We start from the raw sequence: 26,582 nt of genomic DNA on the forward strand, positions 1-26,582 counted from the left end.
CATTGATAATTGTATAGGATAAAATAAAAATAAATATTTTTGATAAAATGGCATACTTAGGCAATAGACTTTTAAATTTGGAGGAGTAACAATGAAAGAAATAAAAGAGAATATCGACCATGATTTAGAGTATTATCAATCGGGTGTTAGGCAATTATATATGAGACATTATCAAAGGTATGTATTCAGTCTGCTTGCGTTCATGTTGATAACGATTTTTGGAATGGGTTTATCCGAAACAATTGTTAGAATGTTGCTGGTACTGTTATTTTTAATTGAGATAGGATTGGTTGTCTACCTTCTTCGTTATTTACGTGTGGAGGCTTTTGAAGCGTATTATCAGCAAATTCAAGAGAAATTGCCGACTGAGTTTCAGAGAATGGAATCGATTGAAGTTCAAGAAGATGATCAAGCGTATTACTTTTTAGATGATCAGGAGCTATTTATAAAATTGAAAAAGAAAAACTCCAGAAACTTTCCATCAAAAATCAGACAATATACACTATTAGTAGGCTTCACTGAAGAGTTAGACAAGAAAATATTGGAGCAGCCACTACAATTTTTTTATTATGATATCACGCAAATTAAGTATGCTGCTAGTTATAAACAAGAGCTGTTAAAGAATGCTAATTTTATTATGAAACGCAGAAAACAAAGACTTAAATCAGCAATTGTAACGACATTATTTCTGGTTTTATTAGGGCTTGCATTCTTCGGGTATTTTAGTAATTAGAATAAATAATGTCGATAGCTTGAATGTTAAAATTGTTACTGCTTTTAAATAGGAGGCTGGGAAATATTGCATCCCAGCTTCTTTTTATTTCTCTATTTTGCGAAATTTTGAATAATTAAATTTAGTGTTTGAGCAGCGGAAGCACCTGCTTGTTTATCGTAGTAAGCAGTAAATCGCTCATCACCAACATACATTTGTCCTAATCCTATGTGCATTTCAGTTGAATAGACAGGTGAAGTGAAATGTAGCCATTCTTTATGCTTTAAAAATACAGTTTCAGCTATTTTTGAATGATATTCTTTGGTGTCCATCACAATTTTTAACGCTTCAAACATTTCTTTTTCAGCAATTTCCATTTTACTAAAGTCTTCTTCACTTAGATTCAACCATTTTTTATTGGATAAATTCACTGTTTTTTTCCCATATTTTTCTCGGATTTCTTTACCGTATATTTGTTCATTTTCTTGTAGTTTTTCTTGTTTGAATCCTATAAACTTTTCTTTGTCAGTCATTATTATTTCTCCTTTTTGATAGCGTAATGTTCTTTCTACAGTGAGGATCAGATGATCGATCTGCCGGCGCTTTTCCAATAATTGTCGATGATGATTCTGTAACGCGCGTTTAGAATCATAGTTTTGCGTGTTTAATAATTTTTGGATCTGTTCTAATTTCAAATCCATTGAACGGTAAAAAAGAATTTGCTGCAGCTTATCGATTTCTTTTGTTCCGTAAATTCGGTAACCAGAGGAGTTGATTCGCGCTGGTTTTAAAAGATCAATTTCATCATAATAACGTAATGTTCGAGTGCTGATTCCGGATAGTTCAGCAACTTTTTTGATTGTGTAGTCCATCTGTTTTCCTCCTGTATGAAAATAGTATAAACCTTTACTTAACGTGAAGGTCAAGCGTTTTTTATAGCATAACATATTTTTTCTTTTTTATGAAAACTCATATTTTGATTTACAAAAAGTCAATGAAAGAGTAAAATTTTTATATGATGTGATCAAGATTTAGGGTATAAAAAAGGGGTTAAGCGAATGAAATTAATTGAGACACCAATCAACAGAAATTTAGATTTAGAATATTTTTATCCAAATATCACTAAGTTTGTATTTGGCACAAAAGCAATTAAATTTTTTAAATTATATGCACTAGACCGTACTCAAATTGTCTACGCTGAGGCATTTGATAAGATAGATATTATTATGATCAATACTAAAAAGAAGATTAGCAAAAAAGAAATTGATTATGTAATCAAAAAACTTTTAAATACAACTAGAGAAAAAGTAATGGTTCATGTTGGTGTTAAAAATGAAATGCAACAAAAAGGGTATTCTTTTAGTGCGCCTAGAAAAGATATCATTGTAATTCAAAAAAGTGTCGATCCTTCATAACAATACCCCTCTAGAAAAAGCTGAACAGCAGCTTTTTCTAGAGGGGATTCTTTAACTGTTGCTAGCTGATTTTTTGATGCTAAATTTTAAACCATGATGTTCTTTTTTTATTACCATTGCTAATAAGAAAAAGCTGAAAGTAAAAATCAATAAAATAAGTGTATTGAATTGAATATTAGTATAAAAATCATTGTTGAATTGTCTTGTATTTCCAATCAGTGTGCAATTCCTCATATACCAATAGGTTGGTGTAAAAGAAGCCACTTTTGTGACAATATCAGGTAAAATTTCTGCAGGTACAAATACACCACTAACAAAAGAACTACCTAGAATAAACACATTATTGATTCCAGAAATCATATCTGGATTACTGATAATTCCGCCAATTAGATTACTAAAAGACACAGCAACAATGAATAGAAGTAATGTGTTCAAAATAAAATACGCACTATGCTGATCAAAACTACTTTTCGTGACCAAAAGAATGAGACTGACAAAGACTGCCCAAATTACTATACAAAATCCGAGCTGCACAATCAACTGTTGACGAGAAAATGCACGCTTGGAAATGGGTGAACAGTTATTTCTATGTTTAATTTCTTTACGATTAAATGCTAAGCTAACTAAAGTGATTGCGCTGAAAATAGTCATAAACATGGTATATGCCAATACACCAAAAACTTTTCCTGTTGCTGTATTTTTGTTTGATTGATCATAAGAAGAAGAAAAATTAACATTTCCCACTGTTGCAAGATTTGTTGTCGTTAACTTGATGATTTCAGCCTCCGTTTTATCTGGAAAGGCTTCTTGATAGAATTGATACGTAGTCAAATAGTTATTAATGACTGAATCAATATATATTTGGTTAAAACTGTCAGGCTTTACTTGGATTGTCAAGTTTGGCTGCTGTTTTTGTTTAATACTTTGAGAGAATGACGTAGGAATAGTTAACACATAATCAACTTTTCCAAAAAATAAAGCGTCATCGATTGCTTCTTGTGTGTCTTTTAATGAACGGACATTCATTGTTTGTTTTAAGTAAGTTTCCAGCTGTTTTGCCATATCGCCGTGATCTTTATTAAAAATAACGATATTCATCTTCTCAAGTTCAGATGCAGTAGAGTTAGGTGAATAAGAACCGGAATAAGCGAAAGAAATCCCTAAACTGATTCCTAATGCAAGAATCAATGTTCCTAAATTTTTCTTTAGAATACCAAAAGTAGCATTAAAGACTGACATATTGCACTCTCCTTTCGTAAATAACACTAGCTACGATAAAGATTATTGTCAATGTACTCAAGCTAAGTAGATTATTGTAAAAGCTGTCAATATTCTTATAGTAATAAAGCTTATATAAAGCCTCACTAACAAGATTAACTGGATTGACTGCATTGAGCCAAGGAATATACTGATTGATTAAAAGTTTGATATCAGGAGACATCATTCCAGCTAGAAAACTGCAAATCATTTGAAACGTTACAGCAAGGGAAATTTTTTGATTCAAAGGCACTTTTAGGATATTCCCGAATAAAACACCCAACGAAAGTGCAGTAAGAACAGTTAATGCACAAGTTAATAAAATCAATAACCAGCGAGAGCCAAAATCTACACCATAAATAAAATGGAAAAAACCTAAGATAAAGAAGATTTCAACAATAAATAGCGTAAATGAAGAAGTCAAATTTGTTAGAACAATAAATAATTTGTTTTTAGGTGTCATACTTAAACGGATGCCATTAGCTGACTGATTCGCTTGTTCATCATTGGCATTATTGATTCCCCAGAACATACCGAACATGCAGCTCATTCCGATCAAAGTAAAGAAATAAAAGCTTTTCTGGCTACCTTTTGAAGCAGTAGCTCGATCAATAGAAATATAATTTGTTATTTTCCCGATTTTTTCTGTAATTGCTGAGGCTAACAGAGCTGGATTTTCTTTTTGTAATGTATTCAAGGTCGCTTTGCTTTGCAAAAATTGATTCATAAAAGAATCTAAGACATTTTGCTGAACGGTTTGCTTGCTGACTGTTAGAGTTATATCATCGTTGGTTAAAGTATAGTAACCAGCAATTTTATCATTGAGCAACTGTTTAGTCGCCTTTTCTTTTGAAATAACCACCGGAACAAACATTTTTTGATCATTGTTTTTGGTTTCGTTTAAAGTGTTCAAAAATAAGTCAGTGTTTTGGTCTGAAATTTGTCCTTGAGTCACGATCCCAACTGGAATTTTTTTAATTAAGTTAATGGTATCTAGATTACTAAAGGCAGCCGTAAAAAATAAACCTAAGAGCAGCGGGAAAACCAAGGACCAAAATAATAAAACTTTATTTTTTAATTGAATCTTTAATCGATAATAATATAAATGTAAAAACATACGATGTCTCCTTTCTAATCCCTTAATTTTCTGCCGGTTATCTCTAAAAAGACATCATTAAGTGTGGGTTGTTGGGTATAAAAATTACCAAATGAAATTCTATTTTCTTCCAAGATATTTAATACTTGAGTAAAGACTGTTTTGTTTTTTTCAGTATTTAGGGTTGCGAAAACATTGTCATATGTGATATCGATAATGCCAGAAAGTTGTAGTAATTCTTCTTTAACAGCTGAAGGGAAATTAGGAATTTCGATCACGATTTTCTCATTGATTTTGATCATCCCCTTTAGTTGTTCCTTGGTACCTTCTGCTATGACTTGACCTTTTTCGACAATCACAATATGATTGCATAATTGCTCTACTTCCTCCATATAGTGAGTTGTATAGACAATGGTTGCTCCCATGCGATTCAGTTCTTTAATGCTGTCTAAAATTTTGTTACGACTTTGGGGATCTACTGCAACGGTAGGTTCATCTAAAAAGATAAGTTCTGGTTTATGAACAATGCCACATGCAATATTAAGTCTGCGCTTTAGTCCGCCACTTAATTTTTTTGGTAGGAAAGTGATGAAATCTTCCAAACCAACTAAGGTGACTACTTCAGCAACGTACTTTTTTTTAGTTGCTTTATCCTGGATATATAGGCCACAGTAATAATCTATATTCTCAATTACTGTCAGTTCATCAAAAACAGCGACTTCCTGTGGTACAACACCAATCCGTTTTTTTATGTCGTAGCGAGTGGGAGACATTTTTTCACCAAAGAGTTTGATTTCACCTTTGTCATGTGATAAGAGTGAGAGCATGCAATTAATCGCTGTTGATTTTCCACAACCATTAGGTCCAAGTAGTCCTAAAATATCTCCTTGTTTTACTTGTAAATTAAAGTGATTCAATGCTGTTAAATTACCATAATGTTTTACTAAATCATTTATTTCGATTATCATATGAAATTCTCCTTTTTTTCTTTATAATAGAACTATAGACCAAATCGTCATAAGATATAAGTGAATATTTTCCTATATCGATGTGACATTTGTCATATAAGTGGAGAAATTGGAGAAGATGAAAAATTGGTAATCTCTTTAAATCAGCTTTGAGAAAGTATTACGCAAAGAATGAACATCATTAGGTATAAATAAATGAAGCTTTTTTAGAATGAGTCAGTAAAGAATAGAAACTTGTTTGCATCATGGTAATTAAAGAATTGCTATCAAATGTTTAGAGACACAGTAATGCTGACAAAGTGATGATTTTTTTAGAATCACCCAGTTTTTTATAAAAGGACGATCGAAGATAATAGAACTTTAAGGAAAGACGTATACTTAACTGAAACTGGAATCAGGTTGGTTGGTACGCAAGAGAGAATGGAAAAATTAGGGGGCAAATTGAGCTATAGACGAAAAGAAGTTGTTCTTTCGGTATTTGCTATTTTGCCAAATCAAAGGGGTATAAAAAGTGATTCGATTATTGGTTGTAGATAATGATTTATTAGTAACTACTGCACTTAAAGCAATTGTTGAAACAAGTGGCGAAATTAGTGTAGTGGGAATAGGGGCTAGCGCAATCCAGGCTGTAGAATTATACGAAGCATTGCAACCTGATATTTTATTGATGGATATTCAGATGAAAGATTCGACGGGGATTGAAGTAGCGAAAAAAATTTTAGCGATAGATGAGCGAGCTTCTATTTTGCTGCTAACAACATTTTCAGATGATGAGTATCTCATTCAAACACTCAAAATTGGTGTAAAAGGTTACTTGCTAAAGCAAGATTTAGAAGCTATTGTACCATCAATTAAAGCTATCAAAAATGGTCAATCAGTCTTTGATCATACTCTCATAGAGCGGCTCCCGTATTTGTTGCAAAATAAAAATACAATTTGTTTAAAAGAATCTAAGATCAATGAAAAAGATTTGTCTATTCTATCTTTGATAGCAGAAGGATTGAATAATAAAGAAATTGCGAATCATCTTTATTTAAGTGAAGGAACGATCAGAAATTATATCAGTAATTTATTAGAGAGACTAGAACTGAGAGATCGAACACAGTTAGCGGTTTTCTACTATAAAAACATTCATATGAAATAGAGCCAGAAATTTTTATTTTTATCAACGAATAATCAATTATGAGAAGCTACAAAATCAATAGGATTTCTATTCTAAATTTGATAAAATAAGAAGAGAAATGAAAGGAAGCGTGCATGTTGAAAGAATTAGTTTATAGATATAAAGAAGTAATTTCATATTTAATTTTTGGAGTCGCAACAACTGTGGTCAACATAGTGATTTTCTTTATCTGTAAAGATGTATTAGGGATTGACTATAGAATAAGTAATGCAATTGGCTGGTTTTTATCAGTACTATTCGCTTTTTTCACAAATAAGTATTTTGTTTTTGCAAGTAATCATGAGGATATTGGTTCTTTTTTTAGAGAGATGTTATTATTTTATTGGTACCGGGTTTTATCGTTTGTTGTTGATATGGCTTTAATGGTTCTAATGATAGAAATGATGAATATTTCAGATTTTTGGGCAAAAATGATTACCCAAGTTGCTGTGGTTATACTAAATTACTTTTTCAGTAAGTTTTTCATTTTTAAGAAAAAAGTATCTTAAAAGCAGTTTCTACTTAGAAAATCACTTTTCTTGTTATAATAGGAACTAAAATCTCAGAAAAAGGGTGGTATAGTGAAATGACAAAAGTATACGATGATGATAGCTTAACGCTACATACGGATTTATATCAAATCAATATGATGCAAACATATTGGAAATTAGGTAGAGCGGACTTACATTCTGTTTTTGAATGTTATTTTAGAGAAATGCCTTTTAATCATGGGTATGCTATTTTTGCTGGATTGGAACGTTTAGTTAATTATTTAGAAAATTTAACTTTTACAGATACAGATATTGCGTATCTTAGAGAGGTAGCGGAATATCCCGAAGACTTTTTGACATACTTAAAAGAGTTCAAATTTAAATGTACCGTTCGTTCTGCATTAGAAGGAGATTTAGTTTTTAATAATGAACCATTGATTCAAGTCGAAGGACCTTTGGCGCAATGTCAATTGATTGAAACTGCTCTTTTGAATATGGTCAATTTTCAAACACTGATTGCAACAAAAGCGGCACGAATAAAATCTGTGATTGGTGAAGATCCTTTGATGGAATTTGGTACCCGTCGTGCTCAAGAATTAGACGCTGCTGTTTGGGGAACTCGAGCAGCCTACATTGGCGGAGCCGATGCAACAAGTAATGTGCGTGCAGGTAAAATTTTTGGTATTCCTGTTAGTGGAACCCATGCTCATTCGCTAGTACAGTCTTATGGAAACGATTATGATGCTTTTAAAGCTTATGCAAAAACACATGAAGAATGCGTCTTTTTGGTTGATACTTACGACACTTTGAAATCGGGTGTTCCAAGTGCAATACGTGTAGCAAAAGAAATGGGCAATAAAATTAATTTTCTAGGAGTTCGTCTTGATAGTGGAGATATGGCTTATATTTCAAAACGAGTGCGTGAACAATTAGATGAAGCCGGCTATACGGAAGCCAAGATTTACGCTTCAAATGATCTAGATGAAAATACGATCTTAAGTTTAAAAATGCAAAAAGCAAAAATTGATGTTTGGGGTGTTGGAACGAAATTAATTACGGCCTATGATCAACCTGCTTTAGGTGCTGTATTTAAATTAGTTTCGATTGAAGATAAACAGGGTCAAATGAAAGATACGATCAAATTATCTAGTAATGCCGAAAAAGTTACAACTCCAGGAAAAAAACAAGTTTGGCGAATCACGCGCAAATCAGATAAAAAATCTGAAGGTGACTATGTGACGCTATGGGATGAAGATCCTCGTAAGCAAGAGGAAATTTATATGTTTCATCCAGTGCATACATTTATTAATAAAACAGTCAGAGATTTTGAAGCCAGAGCCGTTTTACAGGATATATTTGTTGAAGGAAAAAGAGTTTATGAAATGCCTACTTTAGAAGAAATCAAAAGTTATGCAAAAGAAAATCTGGATTCACTTTGGGAAGAATATAAGCGTGATTTAAATCCACAAAAATACCCGGTAGACTTATCGACTGAGTGCTGGAATCATAAAATGCGTTTACTTGAAAAGGTTCGTGTGGATGTGAAAGCCTTAAGTAAGGACAAATAAATAGGAGGTTTTTCTATGGAGCAGCTACAAAAAGCAATTATTGAAGAATTAGGTGTAAAACCAAAAATCGATCCACAAGAAGAAATCCGAAAAAGTATTGATTTTATGAAAAGTTATTTATATAAATATCCTTTTTTAAAGACACTTGTCCTTGGAATTAGTGGAGGTCAGGATTCATCATTAGCAGGACGTCTTGCTCAATTAACGATGGAAGAGATGCGCAAGGAAACGAGAGATGAGCAATATAAATTTGTTGCTGTTCGTTTGCCTTATGGCGAGCAGGCGGATGAAGCGGACGCTAAAAAAGCTTTAGATTTTATTCAACCTGACGTTTCATTGCGTGTTAATATCAAACCTGCAATTGATGAATGTGTTCTCTCTCTTGAAAAATCTGGTGTGGCTATTAGTGATTTCACTAAAGGAAATATGAAAGCTCGTCAACGAATGATTGTGCAGTATGCGATTGCAGGAGAAAGAGCTGGGGCTGTAATTGGAACAGATCATGCAGCTGAAAACATTACTGGATTTTATACAAAATATGGAGATGGTGGAGCTGATATTTTACCGTTGTTCCGTTTAAATAAACGCCAAGGTAAAGTATTGTTGAAAGAGTTAGGTTCACCTGCAGCACTATATACGAAAATTCCGACCGCTGATTTAGAAGACAATAAGCCATTAGTAGCAGATGAAGTAGCACTTGGCGTAACTTATGATGATATCGATGACTACGTTGAAGGAAACATTGTATCAGATAAAGCGAAAGAAACGATTGAAAGTTGGTATAAAAAGACTCAGCATAAGCGTCACATGCCGATTTCAATTTTTGATGATTTTTGGAAATAAGAGTTGGAAAAGTAAGTCATTAATTTTTGGTGCGAACCCTAAGTGCCCATAAAATTATTAGGAGACTCGCACCCAAAAATAGAGAGAGAAGGACTGTATTTTATTATTTTTCTCATTTCTAATTAATGTTTATTTAGTTTTATGTGGGAAATTAGTAATCATGAGTGATTTTTGACTGATGATACTTCTTTTTCACAGTCTCACTCTAATATGGAGTGAGTGGATTGAAATAAATTCAACCGAAGTCAATTCATCTACCAACGTTGTCTCACTCTAATATGGAGTGAGTGGATTGAAATTTACAGTAATAAATTCAGCGATTACCAAACTTGCTGTCTCACTCTAATATGGAGTGAGTGGATTGAAATCAGAAAAGGCGCAGGATTATGCTTCATCTTTGGTGTCTCACTCTAATATGGAGTGAGTGGATTGAAATGTTACTTCCTTTTTTCTTCACAACTTCTAATAAAGTCTCACTCTAATATGGAGTGAGTGGATTGAAATGCACATGCTAACGCTCCGACCAAAATGTTGCTACGTCTCACTCTAATATGGAGTGAGTGGATTGAAATCAAGTAGCTTGGCATTTGGAAAAAAGCACGGATCTGTCTCACTCTAATATGGAGTGAGTGGATTGAAATTTAACAAGATCTGACCAACCGATTTCTGTATTTTGTCTCACTCTAATATGGAGTGAGTGGATTGAAATAAGCATGGAATCATCCATACCTTCTTCAAATTGCAGTCTCACTCTAATATGGAGTGAGTGGAAAGGGAAAGACTAAAAAATAGCCTTTCTTTTTTTACCTCTAATTTCAAATCAAAATACCTTCATTTTGTTCAAATGGTTAAAAAAAGTGTAAAATTGAACTAGTTATCTGAAATAATCAATAATTTCCTCTACAATTGGCTTAACTATAAGTAAATAAGAAGGTGAATGAAAATATGAAAAAATTGTTTAGAAAAAAAAGAGATATAGATAAGGAGGATTTTCTTTCATCTGATGAAAAGACACAAACAATCAAGCCGAATGATATTCGCATTCCAGTCGACATTAAAGGTCTATCTGATCAAGAAGTACAACAACTTTATGCGCAAGGGAAGATCAATAAAGAAGTTGAGGATCTAGCTAGAACAACAAAGCAAATCATTTTAGATAACTCGTTGACATTATTCAATTTCATTAACTTGTTTTTAGCCATTGCAGTTTTCGCTGTTGGCTATCCTAAAAATGCATTATTTTTCTGGATTATCATTGTCAACACTGCCATTGGTGTTATCCAAGAAATTCACGCAAAGAAGACGATTGATAAATTATCCATTGTGAATAAAACAGAGGTAACTGCGCTAAGAGAGAATCAGTTGACTAAAATTTTTCAAGATGAAATTGTTTTAGGAGATGTATTAGTTTTAACGTTGGGAAATCAAGTCCCTTCCGACGGCATTGTGCTTCAAGCAGAAGGGATGGAAGTTGATGAATCCTTACTAACAGGAGAATCAGATAAAATAACAAAGCAAAATGGTGACAAAATTATGAGTGGTAGTTTTATTACTTCAGGGTTAGGCTTTGTTAAAATTACGGCAGTTGGAGAAGATAATTTTGTTTCTAAATTATCGAAAGAAGCTAAAACAGAAAAAAAATCAACTTCTGAGCTGATGAATTCTCTTAATCTTTTGATCAAAGGCTTAACAATTGCTATCGTTCCAATTGGTTTATTACTGTTTTGGTCTCAATATCAGTCCACGCAATCCTTTCCAAAAACGGTTTTAGGTGTTTCTGGTGCGTTGATCAGTATGATTCCAGAAGGGTTGATGCTGTTGACGAGTGTGGCATTTGCAGTAGGTGCAGCTAATTTAGCTAGACGACAAACCTTGATACAACGACTATCCTGCATTGAAACTCTTGCTAGAGTGGATACTATTTGTTTAGATAAGACAGGGACTATTACAGATGGTAGTTTGACATTCAAAGAATTGATCCCACAAGCTGGTTTTCCAGCAAGTGAGATCGAGCTTGCTATGGGTGAGATGATGGCAGGATTATCTGATCAAAATGCAACAGCAAAGGTTTTAAGAACGAGATTTCCATTGACTCAAACTTCTTGGAAGGTTAAAGAAGTGATTCCATTTTCTTCTGATCGAAAATGGAGTGGTGTGACTTTTGAAGAAAAAGGATCGTTTATAATGGGAGCGCCGGAATTTATTTATTCTGAAGTTCCAGAAGAACTGCGTGAACGATTGGCGCCTTACAATGAACAAGGCGATCGTGTTTTGATTTTAGTTCATTTTTCCGACGCGTTAATAGGCCACAAGCTACCCAAAAAGAAAGAAACAGTAGCGATTTTCATTATTGCGGATACGATTCGTGAAAATGCTGTCGATACATTTTCTTATTTTACAAAGCAAGATGTCACGCTAAAAGTTATTTCAGGTGATAATCCGATCACGGTGTCACAAATAGCTAAGCAAGCGGGAATCGCTGGGGCAGAAAATTTTATAGATATGAGTACCATTTCTGATTCGGCAAACTTTAATGAAATGGTTGAAAATACGACTGTATTTGGTCGAGTAACACCCTATCAAAAAAGAGAGCTAATCCAAGCTTTGAAACAAAACGGACATACGACGTGTATGACAGGTGATGGTGTCAATGACATTCTTTCGTTAAGAGAAGCTGATGTTAGTGTGGCAATGGCTAGTGGAAGTGATGCTGCCCGAGCAGTGTCGGATGTTGTTTTATTGAATTCTGATTTTAGTTCAATGATCCAAGTATTGAATGAAGGGCGTAGGGTCATCAATAATATCGAACGGGTTGCATCAATGTATATGGTAAAAACGATTTATTCTGCGGTTCTTGCAGTAACGTTTATCTTTCTATTCTTGCCATATCCGTTTGCACCGTTACAACTAACACCAATCAATACGTTAACGGTCGGAATCCCTTCGTTTATTTTAGCGTTAGAACCAAATTATCAACGAATTAAAGGGCACTTTTTAACGAATATATTACGAATTTCAGTACCTGGAGCGTTAACGGCTGTTTTTAATATTTTAGTATTGCAATTGGCGGGCATTTGGTTTAATTTATCTCAACAAGATATTTCTACAATGTGTGTGCTGCTTACCGGTTGTGTAGGATTTCAAGTGTTACTGAGAGCTGCTCGACCATTGGATTTGAAAAAACAAATCATGATTGGTCTTTTATTGATTGCGTTTCTTGCTTGTTTTCTATTCTTGGGCGATTTCTTTATGTTGACGTCACTATTTACAAGAAATGTTCTATTCTATTTACCATTGATTCTTGGTAGCAGATCTATTTTCAACTATATATCATTATTTATGACGAGAGCGTTATATGAGTTTGAAAAATGGAAAGAAAATAGAAGGATCAAGAAGAAAAAACGAGTGATTTAGGTCTACAAAAAGTTAGGGTGATAGCGTATCCTAACTTTTTTTAGTAGAAAAAAGTTTATCAAAGAATGACAATCATTTTCATTTAAGTGTTTTACCTTTGTTATTTCTTTAACTAAGAGTAATCTTAATAGAGAAAGAAAATTTTCAAAAGGAGTAGTATAAATGAAACATTTGACAAAATTGATTATTACGATTGTAACGGGGATTTTAGCGTTATTATTTGAATTTACTTTTCATCAAGCGACATTGGCATACGGAATCATTGTCATTACAGGTTCCATAATGGCATTTTCGATGTTGATTGAGATGATAAAAACATTAAAGTCTGGCAAATATGGTGTAGATATTTTAGCAATTACGGCAATCGTTGCAACATTAGCAGTTGGTCAATACTGGGCAAGTTTGATGATTTTAATCATGTTGACAGGTGGTGATTCTCTTGAAGATTATGCAGCTAAAAAAGCTAACAAAGAATTGAAATCGTTGCTGGATAATTCACCTCAAAAAGCACATTTACTTAAATTTGGCAAGCTAACAGATATTACAGTAGAAAAGGTTAGTATAGGTGATCAACTTGTTGTAAAACCAGGAGAAATTGTTCCAGTTGATGGATGTGTTACAACTGGGGCATCAACGCTTGATGAATCTTCCTTAACTGGAGAATCACGCCCTGTAGATAAAAAAACAGATGACTCAGTGATGTCTGGTTCAATTAATGGTGACAGTTCATTTACGATGATAGCGGAAAAAAGTGCATCTGATAGCCAATATCAAACAATCGTGAAACTAGTGAAAGAGTCAAAAGAACAACCTGCTCATTTTGTACGGATGGCTGATCGTTATGCAGTGCCCTTTACAATCACAGCGTATGTGATCGCAGGATTGGCTTGGTTTATTTCAAAAGAGCCAACTAGATTTGCAGAAGTATTGGTTGTGGCATCGCCCTGCCCGCTAATATTAGCTGCGCCGATCGCCTTGGTTGCTGGAATGAGTCGTTCTAGCAGAAATGGGATTATAGTAAAAACAGGAACTACGTTGGAAAAAATGGCGGGAGCTAAATCAGTAGCCTTTGATAAAACAGGAACCATTACGAAAGGATCTTTATCCGTGGATAAGATTGTTTCTGAGAGTGGATGTCCAGCAACAGAATTGTTAGTGCTAGCTGCGAGTGCGGAACAAGAATCCAGTCACATATTAGCTCGTTCTCTTGTAGCTTACGTTTCTTCGCCAGAAAGTTTAAAAAAGGTTTCAAATTTAGAAGAGATAACAGGTGCTGGTGTCACAGCAACAATTGACGGGAAAGTGATTCGTGTTGGAAAACCAGCTTTTGTTTCACAACAAAAAATTAGAGAAGTAGCAGATCAAACGATTGTTTATATTTCTCAAGATGGACAATATTTAGGCTATATTACCTTTACTGATAGTATTCGTCCAGAAGCTAACGAAACAATGGAGCAATTAAGAAAGCTAAATGTTGATCACTTATTGATGTTGACTGGTGATCGTCAAAAAGTTGCAGATGATATCGCAAAAGAAGTTGGAATTACAGAAGTACATGCGGAATGTTTACCTCAAGACAAAATTGATGTCCTGAAGAAGATTTCTGAGTCTAAACGACCAATAATCATGGTTGGAGATGGTGTAAATGATGCTCCTTCCTTAACTATTGCAGATGTTGGAATTGCCATGGGGGCTCATGGAGCCACTGCGGCGAGTGAAACAGCTGATGCAGTGATATTGAAAGATGATTTAAAAAAAGTTAGCACAGCAGTAGAAATTTCGAAAGATACTATGAAAATTGCTAAACAATCTGTTTTGATTGGTATTACGATTTGTACGGTCTTGATGTTAATAGCAAGCACAGGCGTCATCCCGGCTTTATTTGGTGCAGTTTTACAAGAAGTGGTGGATACTGTTTCTATCTTATCTTCTTTACGGGCAAAAAATGATTGAGAATAATCTCAATTTTTAGCAATAATACCTGGAGAACAGATAGTTGCAACTATGTATTCAAATTGTTAGAATCAATAGGTTGAAACGAATACACGTTGAAAATCAGGAGGAAATCAAATGAATGGAAGCAAAATAAATCATAAAAACGTAACGGAAGAAATGCTCCTAGCACAAGGGTATCGTAAATATTCAGGCAAGGGTTTAGATATTTATTATAGCAAAGATATTTGTGCTCATATTGGTAACTGTGTTTTCGGCAATCCAGATGTTTTTGAAGTAGGACGTCGACCATGGATTATTGCTGATAATGCTAGCATCGAAGAGGATATTCGCATAATTGATACTTGTCCGAGTGGTGCTTTAAAATATATTCGAAAGGAAGAATAATAACTATGGAAATCAAAGAGGAACAAGATCGCTTTGTCTTATTTAATGATGCGCATCAAGAAATTGGTGAAATGACTTGGTCAAATGCTGGGGACAAAATGATGATCATTGACCATACATTTGTTGATCCGACATACAGGGGAAAAAAGTTAGCTGAGAAATTAGTATTTAACGGAGTAGAGAAAGCACGGCGTGAAGGCAAAAAAATTATTCCGCTATGTCCGTTTGCTAAAAAAGAATTTGATGCAAAACCTGAATATAGTGATGTTTTAAGAAAATAAAAAAATGATTTTTGATTATTCAAATAAGTACAAATCACTTTTTTTCTAATATACAATGAAAAGGCCAAAGTTATTTAAATAGAACTAGTAATTGAATAGAAAATATGCTAAAGTATAATAGATGTATTTTGTGAATAAAGGAGAATTAGACTATGTATAGTTTTATTTTAACACTTGTAATCATCCTTTCAGTTGTGATGGTTATTGCCGTTATGATGCAGCCAAGTAAACAAAACAGTGCAGCAAGTGCATTTACTGGTGGTGCTGATAAACTTTTTGGTAAACAAAAAGCACGCGGATTTGAAGCTGTTATGCAACGTGCTACAGCGGTTATCGGTGCTGTGTGGATGTTACTATTATTTATTTTAGTTTTATTATCATCAAAGTAAGATCTTTTAAGTCTCTCATTTACTGAGGGGCTTTTTTTCTTTAAAAAAATATGAAATAATCATCAATGATAAGATCTTGTAACTTCTTTCTTTTCATAAGGTTTTCGATAGATAATGTGCTAAAATGAAGTTGAGGTGAATTAGATAGTGAAAAAGATAAGTCTACCTAAACCATTATTTACACGAAATGGTTCCCGTGCTGTATTACTATTGCACGCTTATTCAGGAAGTAGTAACGATGTTCGAATGTTGAGCCGTTATTTAGAGAAAGCAAATTATACTGTATATTCCCCTAATTTTTCTGGTCATGCGACGGTTGCCCCAGAAGATATTTTGAACAAAACAACCAATGATTGGTGGCAAGATACAATCGATGCAGTTCAATTTTTAAAAGATAAAGGATATCAAGAAATTGTGGTTTTCGGTCTTTCAATGGGCGGTATTTTTGCAATGGACGCTTTAACAAGAAAATTAGAAGGAATCATCGGAGGTGGTTTTTTCTGTTCACCTATTTTTCCAGTAAAAAATAGTGTTCCAGAAAATTTCGTTCTTTATGCTGAAAAAGTTTTAAAAATGGCTGGTGTCTCAGCTCAAGAGCAAGCGGAGCGAATGGTAAAAATCAAAAAGAAATCGCATGAACAATTAATAGATATAGAATTTTTTTCAGAAAAAACAGCTAACAAACTCAATCAAATCAACGTTCCTGTTTTTATGGCGCAAGCAGGAAAAGATGATATGATCGATCCAATGGGAGTTTATCGGACAGCCCAAGCATTGATTCAAACACAATTTACATTAAACTGGTATCCAAATAGTGGACACGTGTTGACAGTTGGACCAGATCATAAACAATTAGAACAAGATGTATTTGCATTTTTAAATACATTGTCTTGGAATGAGGAGAAAGAATGACAAAACAAACAATCAAGGAGAAAATCCTATCTTTTATGGAAACTCATACGAAAAAAAGTTTTTCCATGGAAGAAATTGCGGAAGGCTTGCAGCTACAAAAGAGTTCAGATTTTAAGCTGTTGGTTCAAACAGTTGCAACGATGGAACGCGAAAAATTAGTAGAATTCAATAAAAAAGGAAAAATCCGTTTGCCACAAAAAAAAGGAGATATTGAAGGAATATTTCGGGCGAATGAACGCGGATTTGGTTTTGTAACAATTGATCCTGAAGAAGCAGATGTCTATATTCCAAAAGAGGCTGTCAATTTTGCGATGGATGGTGATGTCGTTATCATAGATATCGTTCAACCAGCAGATGCTTTTTCAGATCGCGGAGCTGAAGGGAAAGTAATAGAAATCAAAACTCGTGCGATCACTCAAGTCGTCGGTGAATTTATTGCCTATGGTGAAAAAGAAGTGAGCGAAACCGATCTTTACGGTTATGCTGTTCCAAAAGATAAAAAATTAACAGGTTTAACCTTTAATATTGCTGCTCAAGGAATTAAACCTGTTGATGGCAGTATTGTGATCATAGAAGTGACGCACTATCCTGAAAAAGAGTACCCAAAGAGTTTAGAAGGTTTAGTCAAAAAAGTGGTTGGTCACAAAAATGATCCTGGGATGGATATTTTATCCATTGTAGTGGCTCATGGCATTCCGACGAGTTTTCCTGAAGAAGTAATCGAAGAAGCTGATAAAGTGCCTGATGCAATCTCAGAAGTAGATATAGAAGGTCGGAGAGATTTACGAGATCAAATGATCGTAACGATTGATGGAGAAGACGCAAAAGATTTAGATGATGCAGTGGCGGTACGAAAACTAGAAAATGGTCATTATTTCTTAGGAGTTCATATTGCAGATGTTTCTTATTACGTCACTGAAGGTAGTGAATTAGATCAAGAAGCTTGCGAACGTGGCACTAGTGTTTATTTGACAGATCGAGTTGTACCAATGATTCCACAACGTTTATCTAATGGTATTTGTTCGTTGAATCCTAACGTACCTAGACTTACAATGAGTTGTGAGATGGAGATAACTCCTGAAGGTAACGTAGTGAAACACGATATCTTCCAAAGTGTGATTCAAACAACAGAACGTATGACTTATACAGCGGTTAATGAAATTTTAGAAGAACAAAAACCAGAAACAATGAAGCGTTACAAAAAGTTACTAACGATGTTTAAAGAAATGGGGGAACTTCACCAGATTCTTGAACAAATGCGTGAAAACCGTGGTGCGATTTCGTTTGAGGACCGTGAAGCAAAAGTGTTAGTTGATTCAGAAGGTCACCCTCATGATATTTTGCTTCGTACACGAGGTGTGGGAGAACGTTTGATTGAATCCTTCATGTTGTCTGCAAATGAAACTGTGGCGAAGCATTTCAATGACTTAAAACTACCTTTTATTTACAGAATTCATGAACAACCAAAAGAAGAAAAAATGCAGCGTTTCTTTGATTTTGCAGCAGTATTAGGAATTTTAGTCAAAGGAACAAAAGCAGATATTACTCCAAAAGATTTGCAAAGAGTTTTGGAACAAGTAGCAGATAAACCCGAAGAAGCTGTAATCAATACAATGTTGTTGCGAAGCATGCAACAAGCTCGTTATTCAGAAGATAATTATGGACATTATGGCTTAGCTGCAGAGTATTACACGCACTTTACGTCACCAATTCGTCGCTACCCAGATTTGATCGTTCATCGATTGATCCGTAGCTATGAAGGAACTGTTTCAGAAAAATTAAAAGAAAAATGGACACAAGATTTACCGGATATTGCCGATCATAGTTCAAGAATGGAACGTCGAGCTGTTGAGACAGAACGTGAAGTCGATTCAATGAAGAAAGCTGAATTCATGGCAGATAAAATTGGCGAAGAATACGAAGGTATCATCAGTTCAGTCACTCGCTTTGGGCTTTTTGTAGAGTTGCCAAATACAATCGAAGGCTTGATCCATGTTAACAACTTAAAACAAGATTACTTCCATTTTATTGAAAATCATATGGCTCTCGTTGGCGAACGAACAGGAATGACACTAAAAATCGGTCAAAAAATCAAAATTAAAGTAGATAAAGCAGATCCAGAAACGAGAGAAATCGATTTCGAATTTGTTGAAGCAGAAGAAGTAGAGAGAATTGAAGCACCGAAACAAAAAAAACGTCAAGAAGGTCGTCGGAAACGTATTTTTGATCGTAAAGACGCAGACAAGAAACCTTTTGTACAAAAGAAAAATAAGAAAAAGGGCAAAAAGCCGTTTTATAAAGAAGTAGCCAAAAAGAAAAAAGCAAAGAAACAAAAGAAAAAATAGAAAATGGAGGAATGGGAATGCCAAAAGGGGAAGGAAAATTGATTGCCCAAAATCGTAAAGCGAGGCATGACTATACTGTTGTTGATACAATGGAAGCTGGAATTGTTTTGCAAGGAACAGAAATCAAATCGATCCGAAATGGACGAATCAATTTAAAAGATGGATTTGCTAGAATCAGAAATGACGAGGCCTACCTGCTTAATGTGCACATCAGTCCCTATGAGCAGGGCAATATTTTTAATCATGATCCTTTACGGACAAGAAAATTATTATTACACAAAAAGCAAATCGCTAAACTGATTGCCGAGACTAAGAATACGGGAATCACAATCATCCCGTTGAAAGTTTATATCCGTAATGGTTATGCCAAAGTATTGATTGGTCTTGCCAAAGGGAAAAAACAATACGATAAACGAGAAGATTTAAAGCGCAAAGAAATCAATCGAGAGATTAGCCGTACGCTTAAAAATAATTTACGTTAGTTCATTTTGATGGTTATTTTTATACTTTTTCGCATATTTGATTTCTTTGCTTTATCTTATGTGAAAAATTTGGTAGAGTGAAGGAAATCGATGAGTTTTCATCGTTTTTTCAGTAACTAACCTTTATGCTACCAAATACCATTAGGAGTCGTTTTCTCGAATATTTTGTCAAATTAAAAGAAGTGTCTTATTTTCATGAAATTCTTTTGAAATTATTCATTGTTGGTGGTATGATACGGTTGGTTAAGAAATAGAAGCCTTTTAAGCTTCTCGCAAGTTTGTTTGAAAAGAGGTGAATTAATTTGGAAGAGAAGACACTACTCTTCAAGATTGGGCCAATTTGGTTTGACGGGACTATTTGTTTGATGGTTTTGTTAACATGTGTCATTGTCTTTGGAATAGTATATTTCTGCACAAGGAATATTCAAATGAAACCTAAAGGCAAACAAAATGTCATTGAGTATCTCATTGATTTTGTTCGGGGCATTATTACCGACAATATGCCAAGTAAAGAAGTAACAAATTTTCACCTACTAGCTTTCACGATGTTTATGTTTGTCTTAGTTGCTAATATTATTGGTCTAGTAACCAAAGTAGCCATCGGGGACTATACGTATTGGAAAAGCCCAACAGCCGATCCAATGGTTACTTTGACATTAGCATTGATCATGATTGCTTTAACACATTTCTTTAGCGTTAGTCGTTTTGGCTTAAAAGGATATTTTAAAAATAGTTTTTTAAGTCCAGTATCGTTTCTAATGCCGATCAAGTTGATGGAGGAATTTACGAATTTGCTTACTTTGGCGCTACGTTTATACGGAAATATTTTTGCCGGCGAAGTATTATTAGGATTGATTGCAGGGCTCGTATCCAGTGTAGGACTTTGGACGATTCCTCTGGCGATACCGTTAGAAATGATCTGGTTAGCCTTCTCATTATTTATCGGTGCAATTCAAGCATTTATATTTGTAACATTATCGATGGTTTACATGGCTCATAAAGTTGAAGTCGAAGAATAAACAATAAATCAAAAACAACTATTTCTTAGGAGGAAAACAATAATGAATGATATCGCAGCAGCAATCGCAGTTTTCGGAGCAGCAATCGGAGCAGCTTATGGTAACGGAAAAGTTATCTCAAAAACAATCGAATCAATGACACGCCAACCAGAAATGGCTGGACAGCTAAGAACAACAATGTTTATCGGAGTTGCCTTGATCGAAGCGGTTCCTATTCTAGGTGTAGTTATTGCATTGTTATTAGTGCTTAAATAATCTCTTTAGAAGGCAGGACGCTGAGTTTTTTAAACGCCACGCGTTGCTGCTTTCTTTGCTGCGAAACACTGCGACTGCCTTCGGCAGAGCAGATGTTGAGCAGTACTTGGCGAACGAAGAGAGAGAAGTAACCTATTAAAAAGTATCAAGCTTCTCCAAAAAAAGTAGACCACTAAAAACATCAAGTTTTAGACAGTAGCTATTTCAAAATGGCAGAGCAGATGTTGAGCAGTACTTGGCGAACGAAGAGAGAGAAGTAACTTATAAAAAAATATCAAGTTTCACCAAGGATAAGGTGAACCAGACTATACAATACCAAAAATGGTAAACAACATCATCACAGAGAATTGCAGAGAAAGGAAGTTGAAACTTCATGCTAGATTATTTAGTAATCGGTGAAGCAGGACCAAGTACAACGATAGGTACAATGATCGTTGTAAGTGGCGCTTTTCTAATTTTGATGCTTCTAATCAAGAAATTCGCTTGGGAAGCAATCACTGATATGTTAAAAAAACGTGAAGATAAAATTGCCAATGATTTAGATTCTGCAGAACAATCTCGAATCGCAGCCGCTAAGATGCAAGAAGAACGTCAACAAAAATTACTTTCTTCTAAATCTGAAGCCGCAGAAATCATTAAACATGCGAAAGAGAACGGAGATCAAAACCGTCAAAAAATCTTATCAGAAACCAATGAAGAAGTTTCACGTTTACGAGAAAAAGCACGTCAAGATATCTCTCAAGAACATGAAGAAGCATTGGCATCTGTTAAAGATGAGGTAGCGAGCCTATCGTTACAAATTGCAGAGAAAATTTTGAACAAAGAATTGACACCTGAAGCACATGATTCATTGATCAATTCATATATCGAAGGTTTAGGTAAGTCAAATGAAGTTAGATAAATACACAGTAGGTAAACGCTATGGTAAAGCTTTGTTTGAGTTGGCGATTGAAAAGCAAGAAGCCGATAGTATTTACCAAGATCTGATGGCACTTAGAGAAATTTTTCACGATGTTCCTGATTTAGGTGAGATATTGAGTGATGCTCGTCTGGAACCTTATGAAAAAGATGAGATTATGAAGCACTTAGTTGGTGAATATGAGGGGACAATAGAAAATTTTTTATATGTTGTTTATAATTACTCACGTATGAGCGATATATTATTAATGATTGATGAATATGAAAGACGTTACGATGAGTATAATAATTTGCTTTTAGGTACGGTTTCAACAGCTGTTCCTTTGACTAAAAAGCAACATCAACTAATGGAAGAAAAAGCAGCTAAACTATTAGGTTATGAACATGCTAATTTAATTAATTTAATTGATCCAGATATTGTCGGTGGCGTAATTATAGAAGCAAATTATAAAGTGATCGATGGTAGTATTCACAAACAGTTAGAACAAATCCAAGAATTGTTATTAAAATAACGTTCAGCACAATAAAGAGGTGAATTGAATGGCTATCAAAGCAGAAGAAATCAGTGCCTTGATTAAGGAACAAATAAAAAATTATCAACAAGAATTAGCAGTCGAAGAAGTAGGAACTGTTACCTATGTTGGGGATGGAATCGCCCGTGCCCATGGATTAGAAAATGCGATGAGTGGTGAATTACTTGAGTTTTCTAACGGTTCATATGGAATGGCGCAAAACTTAGAAATAAACGATGTTGGTATCATCATCTTAGGTGATTTTGAAACCATTCGAGAAGGAGACAAGGTAAAACGTACAGGTAAAATCATGGAAGTCCCCGTTGGCGAAGCAATGATCGGTCGTGTCGTTAATCCACTAGGTCAACCAATCGATGGGTTAGGCGAAATCAAAACCAATAAAACACGACCTGTAGAAGCAGCAGCACCAGGTGTTATGCAAAGAAAGTCTGTTGATCAACCGATGCAAACTGGTTTAAAAGCAATTGATGCACTTGTACCAATCGGTCGAGGTCAACGTGAATTAGTTATTGGTGACCGTAAAACAGGTAAAACTTCTATTGCCATCGATACGATCATCAACCAAAAAGGGCAAGATGTTATTTGTATCTATGTCGCTATCGGTCAAAAAGAATCAACGGTACGTAACCAAGTTGAAACCTTAAGAGCCTATGGTGCACTTGACTATACAATAATCGTAAATGCTGGAGCATCTCAACCAGCTCCATTACTTTATATTGCGCCTTACGCGGGAGCTGCGATGGGTGAAGAATTTATGTATAACGGCAAACACGTTTTGATCATCTTTGACGACTTATCAAAACAAGCGGTAGCCTATCGGGAACTGTCATTGCTATTACGCCGACCTCCAGGTCGTGAAGCTTATCCAGGTGATGTGTTCTATCTACATTCACGTTTATTAGAACGTGCGGCAAAACTAAGTGACGAATTAGGCGGCGGTTCAATGACGGCCTTACCATTTGTTGAAACACAAGCCGGAGATATTTCTGCTTATATCCCAACAAACGTTATTTCAATTACAGACGGACAAATTTTCTTAGAAAGCGATTTGTTCTACGCCGGAACTCGTCCAGCCGTTGATGCCGGTCTTTCAGTATCACGTGTAGGTGGATCAGCACAAATCAAAGCAATGAAAAAAGTAGCAGGTACGCTTCGTTTAGATTTAGCAAGTTACCGTGAATTAGAAGCCTTCACTCAGTTTGGTTCTGATTTAGATGCGGCAACGCAAGCAAAATTAAACAGAGGGCGTCGTACCGTTGAAATTTTAAAACAAAAATTACATGCGCCACTCGCAGTAGAAAAACAAGTTGTTATTTTATATGCGTTGACGCACGGATTTTTAGATAGTATCAGTGTTGCCAAAATTCTAGATTTTGAATCAGAACTATTTGACTTTTTAGATGGGAAACATCCTGAATTATTTGAAACGATCCGTACAACAAAAGACTTGCCTAAATCAGAAGATTTAGATGCTGCGATCAAAGAATTCAAAGAAATTTTTAGTGCAGCGAATTCAGAAGGTTTAACAGCTAAAGATACACTTGAATCAATTCAAAATGCGTAAGAGAGGTGACAAGAATTGGGTGCTTCATTAAATGAGATCAAACAACGCATTGCTTCAACTAAAAAAACGAGTCAAATCACTAACGCTATGCAGATGGTTTCCGGCGCTAAGCTGACAAAATCAGAAGCTGCTTCCAGAAGCTTTCAAGAATATGCGTCAAAAATTCGTTCTATCGTTACACATCTTGTGGCAGCTCAATTAAGTGATTTGGAAGAATTGGATTCATATGACAATAAAGAAGCGTCAGAAAGTGGAAACTACCACATGATGCTGACATCACGTCCAATAAAAAAAACGGGCTATATCGTTATTACCTCTGATAAAGGCTTAGTTGGTGGTTACAACAGTTCAATTTTAAAACAAACGATGAAAATGATGACAGATGATCATGAATCCCAGGACGAATATGTTTTGATCGCTATTGGCGGAACAGGAGCAGATTTTTTTAAAGCTCGTGGGATAAATGTAGCATATGAACTTCGTGGGTTGAGTGATCAACCTAGCTTTGATGAAGTTAGAAAAATCGTTTCAACAGCAACTACAATGTATGAAAATGAAGTCTTTGATGAGTTATATGTTTGTTATAATCATCACATCAATTCATTGACAAGTCAATTTCGAGTAGAACAAATGCTGCCAATTTCAGATTTAGATCCGGAAGAGGCGACAACATATGAGCAAGAATATATTTTAGAACCTTCTGAAGAAGCAATCTTAGATAATTTGTTGCCGCAATATGCCGAAAGTTTGATCTATGGTGCGATTATTGATGCAAAAACAGCGGAACATGCTGCTGGAATGACAGCGATGAAAACGGCTACTGATAATGCGCAAAATATTATTAGCGATTTGACAATTTCTTACAATCGCGCTCGTCAGGGAGCGATTACGCAAGAAATCACTGAAATCGTAGCTGGTGCTGCTGCTTTAGAGTAATAATCGAGATTCGAGTTTGTTTGGCTTGGATTTCTTACTAAGTATATAGAGAAGATAGGTTTTTATCACGACCTCGTTAGGGTGTAAAATTGTCGAACAGTTGATAATTTTATGACCTCCTTAACGGTATAAAAATATCAAGAGCTCAGCAGGTTCACAAACGTTTGAACATCCAAAAAGCGGATAGCCAGATTGTGTTCCAATTGCTTACTCTTGAACAATATTTTTATGACCTTTTTTAAACGAAACGGAGGAAAGACACATGAGTTCAGGAAAGATTGTTGAAGTAATCGGTCCCGTTGTTGACGTGGAATTTTCACTAGATCAATCCTTACCAGATATAAATAATGCATTAGTCGTTTACAAAAACGGTGAAGAAAAACAAAAAGTTATTTTAGAAGTAGCGTTAGAATTAGGAGACGGTGTTATTCGTTCGATTGCAATGGAGTCTACTGATGGATTGCAACGCGGAATGGAAGTTATCGACACAGGCAAACCAATTTCTGTTCCTGTTGGAAAAGAAACCTTAGGGAGAGTATTCAACGTTTTAGGTGATACGATCGACTTGGAAGAACCGTTCCCAGAAGACGCAATACGTAGCGGTATTCATAAAAAAGCCCCTGATTTTGCCGATTTAAGTACGAGTAATGAAATTCTAGAAACAGGAATCAAAGTTATCGATTTGTTAGCGCCTTATCTAAAAGGTGGTAAAGTTGGACTATTCGGTGGTGCCGGTGTTGGTAAGACTGTTTTGATCCAAGAGTTAATTCATAATATTGCTCAAGAACATGGTGGTATTTCCGTATTTACTGGTGTTGGTGAGCGGACACGTGAAGGGAACGATCTTTATTTTGAAATGAAGGACTCTGGCGTTATAGAAAAAACAGCCATGGTTTTCGGGCAAATGAACGAACCTCCTGGTGCACGTATGCGTGTAGCCTTGACTGGTTTAACGATTGCCGAATATTTTCGTGATGTTGAAGGTCAAGATGTGTTATTATTTATCGATAATATTTTCCGTTTCACGCAAGCTGGATCAGAAGTTTCTGCTTTATTAGGTCGGATGCCTTCAGCGGTTGGTTATCAACCAACACTTGCGACTGAAATGGGTCAATTACAAGAACGTATCACCTCTACTAAAAAAGGCTCGATCACATCGATTCAAGCAATCTATGTACCAGCTGATGACTATACTGATCCGGCACCTGCAACAGCTTTTGCCCATTTAGATGCAACAACTAACTTGGAACGTCGCTTAACTGAAATGGGTATTTATCCTGCAGTTGATCCATTAGCGTCATCTTCTAGTGCCTTAACACCAGAAGTTGTAGGGGAAGAGCATTATGCTGTAGCAACTGAGGTACAGCACGTATTACAACGTTATCGCGAATTACAAGATATTATTGCGATTTTAGGAATGGATGAATTATCAGATCAAGAAAAGATTTTGGTTGGTCGTGCCCGTCGAATCCAATTTTTCTTATCGCAAAACTTCAATGTAGCGGAACAATTTACAGGACAACCCGGTTCTTATGTTCCAGTAGCGGATACTGTCAAAGGCTTTAGAGAAATTCTTGATGGGAAATACGATGATTTACCAGAAGAAGCTTTCCGTAGTGTGGGTAGAATCGAAGACGTTATTGAAAAAGCTAAAACGTTGAACTACTAGAAAGGGGAGACAC

Annotated in this window: 25 protein-coding genes and 1 CRISPR repeat array; of the genes, 21 read left to right on the top strand and 4 right to left on the bottom strand. The window is 35.2% G+C overall.

Annotated elements, in window-relative coordinates:
• Positions 1–91: 91 nt before the first annotated feature.
• Positions 92–733 carry a hypothetical protein gene (locus tag AC4BBR_RS05325; RefSeq protein WP_490461519.1) on the top strand — a complete coding sequence of 214 codons (642 nt, stop codon included), beginning with the start codon at positions 92–94 and terminating at the stop codon, positions 731–733.
• Positions 734–825: 92 nt separating this feature from the next.
• On the opposite strand, the gene AC4BBR_RS05330 is transcribed toward AC4BBR_RS05325, so the two are convergent.
• Positions 826–1,584: a MerR family transcriptional regulator gene (locus tag AC4BBR_RS05330; protein ID WP_490461520.1), complete on the bottom strand. Its 759-nt coding sequence runs from the start codon at positions 1,582–1,584 to the stop codon at positions 826–828.
• Between the two features lie 186 nt (positions 1,585–1,770).
• Here AC4BBR_RS05330 and AC4BBR_RS05335 point away from each other — a divergent pair, with 186 nt between their 5' ends.
• The gene (locus tag AC4BBR_RS05335) at positions 1,771–2,127 is read left to right on the top strand and encodes a DUF1827 family protein (RefSeq protein WP_490461521.1); all 357 of its coding nucleotides are present in this window, start codon (positions 1,771–1,773) and stop codon (positions 2,125–2,127) included.
• A 51-nt stretch (positions 2,128–2,178) separates the two neighbouring features.
• Here AC4BBR_RS05335 and AC4BBR_RS05340 read toward each other — a convergent pair whose 3' ends face one another.
• Genes AC4BBR_RS05340 through AC4BBR_RS05350 form a run of 3 tightly spaced genes read right to left on the bottom strand, consistent with a single transcriptional unit; the run spans position 2,179 to position 5,448 of the window.
• Positions 2,179–3,366: an ABC transporter permease gene (locus AC4BBR_RS05340; protein WP_490461522.1), complete on the bottom strand. Its 1,188-nt coding sequence runs from the start codon at positions 3,364–3,366 to the stop codon at positions 2,179–2,181.
• On the bottom strand, positions 3,353–4,501 hold the full coding sequence (locus AC4BBR_RS05345; protein ID WP_490461523.1) for an ABC transporter permease: 1,149 nt from the start codon (positions 4,499–4,501) through the stop codon (positions 3,353–3,355). Before AC4BBR_RS05345 ends, AC4BBR_RS05340 begins: the two co-directional genes overlap by 14 nt.
• Before the next feature lie 14 nt (positions 4,502–4,515).
• Positions 4,516–5,448 (bottom strand): ABC transporter ATP-binding protein, encoded by a 933-nt coding sequence (locus AC4BBR_RS05350; protein WP_490461524.1) that lies wholly within the window; start codon positions 5,446–5,448, stop codon positions 4,516–4,518.
• A gap of 511 nt (positions 5,449–5,959) precedes the next feature.
• Here AC4BBR_RS05350 and AC4BBR_RS05355 point away from each other — a divergent pair.
• From AC4BBR_RS05355 to atpD, 19 genes are all read left to right on the top strand, one after another.
• Positions 5,960–6,592 carry a response regulator gene (locus AC4BBR_RS05355; RefSeq protein ID WP_490461525.1) on the top strand — a complete coding sequence of 211 codons (633 nt, stop codon included), beginning with the start codon at positions 5,960–5,962 and terminating at the stop codon, positions 6,590–6,592.
• 116 nt (positions 6,593–6,708) lie between these two features.
• A complete protein-coding gene (locus AC4BBR_RS05360) occupies positions 6,709–7,119 on the top strand; it encodes a GtrA family protein (protein WP_490462074.1) in 411 nt (136 codons plus the stop codon).
• A gap of 77 nt (positions 7,120–7,196) precedes the next feature.
• A complete protein-coding gene (locus AC4BBR_RS05365) occupies positions 7,197–8,669 on the top strand; it encodes a nicotinate phosphoribosyltransferase (RefSeq protein WP_490461526.1) in 1,473 nt (490 codons plus the stop codon).
• A gap of 15 nt (positions 8,670–8,684) precedes the next feature.
• The gene (gene nadE, locus AC4BBR_RS05370; RefSeq protein WP_490461527.1) at positions 8,685–9,512 is read left to right on the top strand and encodes an NAD(+) synthase; all 828 of its coding nucleotides are present in this window, start codon (positions 8,685–8,687) and stop codon (positions 9,510–9,512) included.
• Positions 9,513–9,709: 197 nt separating this feature from the next.
• Positions 9,710–10,290: a CRISPR direct-repeat array (repeat unit 34 nt; unit sequence GTCTCACTCTAATATGGAGTGAGTGGATTGAAAT).
• Positions 10,291–10,457: 167 nt separating this feature from the next.
• Positions 10,458–12,926 (top strand): HAD-IC family P-type ATPase, encoded by a 2,469-nt coding sequence (locus AC4BBR_RS05375; protein ID WP_490461528.1) that lies wholly within the window; start codon positions 10,458–10,460, stop codon positions 12,924–12,926.
• A 162-nt stretch (positions 12,927–13,088) separates the two neighbouring features.
• Complete coding sequence (locus tag AC4BBR_RS05380) at positions 13,089–14,879, top strand: heavy metal translocating P-type ATPase (protein WP_490461529.1); 1,791 nt, start codon at positions 13,089–13,091, stop codon at positions 14,877–14,879.
• 117 nt (positions 14,880–14,996) lie between these two features.
• Complete coding sequence (locus AC4BBR_RS05385; protein ID WP_490461530.1) at positions 14,997–15,266, top strand: (4Fe-4S)-binding protein; 270 nt, start codon at positions 14,997–14,999, stop codon at positions 15,264–15,266.
• Positions 15,267–15,271: 5 nt separating this feature from the next.
• A complete protein-coding gene (locus AC4BBR_RS05390) occupies positions 15,272–15,547 on the top strand; it encodes a GNAT family N-acetyltransferase (protein WP_490461531.1) in 276 nt (91 codons plus the stop codon).
• 152 nt (positions 15,548–15,699) lie between these two features.
• Positions 15,700–15,936 (top strand): preprotein translocase subunit SecG, encoded by a 237-nt coding sequence (gene secG, locus AC4BBR_RS05395; protein ID WP_490461532.1) that lies wholly within the window; start codon positions 15,700–15,702, stop codon positions 15,934–15,936.
• 144 nt (positions 15,937–16,080) lie between these two features.
• Positions 16,081–16,848, top strand: coding sequence for an alpha/beta hydrolase (locus tag AC4BBR_RS05400; RefSeq protein WP_490462075.1), 768 nt, complete (start codon positions 16,081–16,083; stop codon positions 16,846–16,848).
• Positions 16,845–19,193, top strand: coding sequence for a ribonuclease R (rnr, locus tag AC4BBR_RS05405; protein ID WP_490461533.1), 2,349 nt, complete (start codon positions 16,845–16,847; stop codon positions 19,191–19,193). The genes AC4BBR_RS05400 and rnr overlap by 4 nt, the downstream gene beginning before the upstream one ends.
• Positions 19,194–19,210: 17 nt before the next feature.
• On the top strand, positions 19,211–19,675 hold the full coding sequence (smpB, locus tag AC4BBR_RS05410) for an SsrA-binding protein SmpB (RefSeq protein WP_490461534.1): 465 nt from the start codon (positions 19,211–19,213) through the stop codon (positions 19,673–19,675).
• Positions 19,676–19,977: 302 nt separating this feature from the next.
• A complete protein-coding gene (gene atpB, locus AC4BBR_RS05415; protein ID WP_490461535.1) occupies positions 19,978–20,694 on the top strand; it encodes a F0F1 ATP synthase subunit A in 717 nt (238 codons plus the stop codon).
• A 42-nt stretch (positions 20,695–20,736) separates the two neighbouring features.
• Positions 20,737–20,949: an ATP synthase F0 subunit C gene (gene atpE, locus AC4BBR_RS05420; RefSeq protein ID WP_490461536.1), complete on the top strand. Its 213-nt coding sequence runs from the start codon at positions 20,737–20,739 to the stop codon at positions 20,947–20,949.
• A 373-nt stretch (positions 20,950–21,322) separates the two neighbouring features.
• Positions 21,323–21,850 (top strand): F0F1 ATP synthase subunit B, encoded by a 528-nt coding sequence (gene atpF / locus AC4BBR_RS05425; RefSeq protein WP_490461537.1) that lies wholly within the window; start codon positions 21,323–21,325, stop codon positions 21,848–21,850.
• Entirely contained in the window at positions 21,837–22,379 is a 543-nt protein-coding gene (atpH, locus tag AC4BBR_RS05430; protein WP_490461538.1) for an ATP synthase F1 subunit delta, read from the top strand. The genes atpF and atpH overlap by 14 nt, the downstream gene beginning before the upstream one ends.
• Before the next feature lie 28 nt (positions 22,380–22,407).
• Positions 22,408–23,964, top strand: coding sequence for a F0F1 ATP synthase subunit alpha (gene atpA / locus AC4BBR_RS05435; RefSeq protein WP_490461539.1), 1,557 nt, complete (start codon positions 22,408–22,410; stop codon positions 23,962–23,964).
• A gap of 15 nt (positions 23,965–23,979) precedes the next feature.
• The gene (locus AC4BBR_RS05440; protein WP_490461540.1) at positions 23,980–24,900 is read left to right on the top strand and encodes a F0F1 ATP synthase subunit gamma; all 921 of its coding nucleotides are present in this window, start codon (positions 23,980–23,982) and stop codon (positions 24,898–24,900) included.
• A gap of 262 nt (positions 24,901–25,162) precedes the next feature.
• Positions 25,163–26,569, top strand: a complete 1,407-nt coding sequence (gene atpD, locus AC4BBR_RS05445; protein ID WP_490461541.1) for a F0F1 ATP synthase subunit beta — start codon at positions 25,163–25,165, stop codon at positions 26,567–26,569.
• Positions 26,570–26,582 lie beyond the last annotated feature (13 nt).

This window comes from Enterococcus sp. AMC1251, assembly GCF_058216535.1.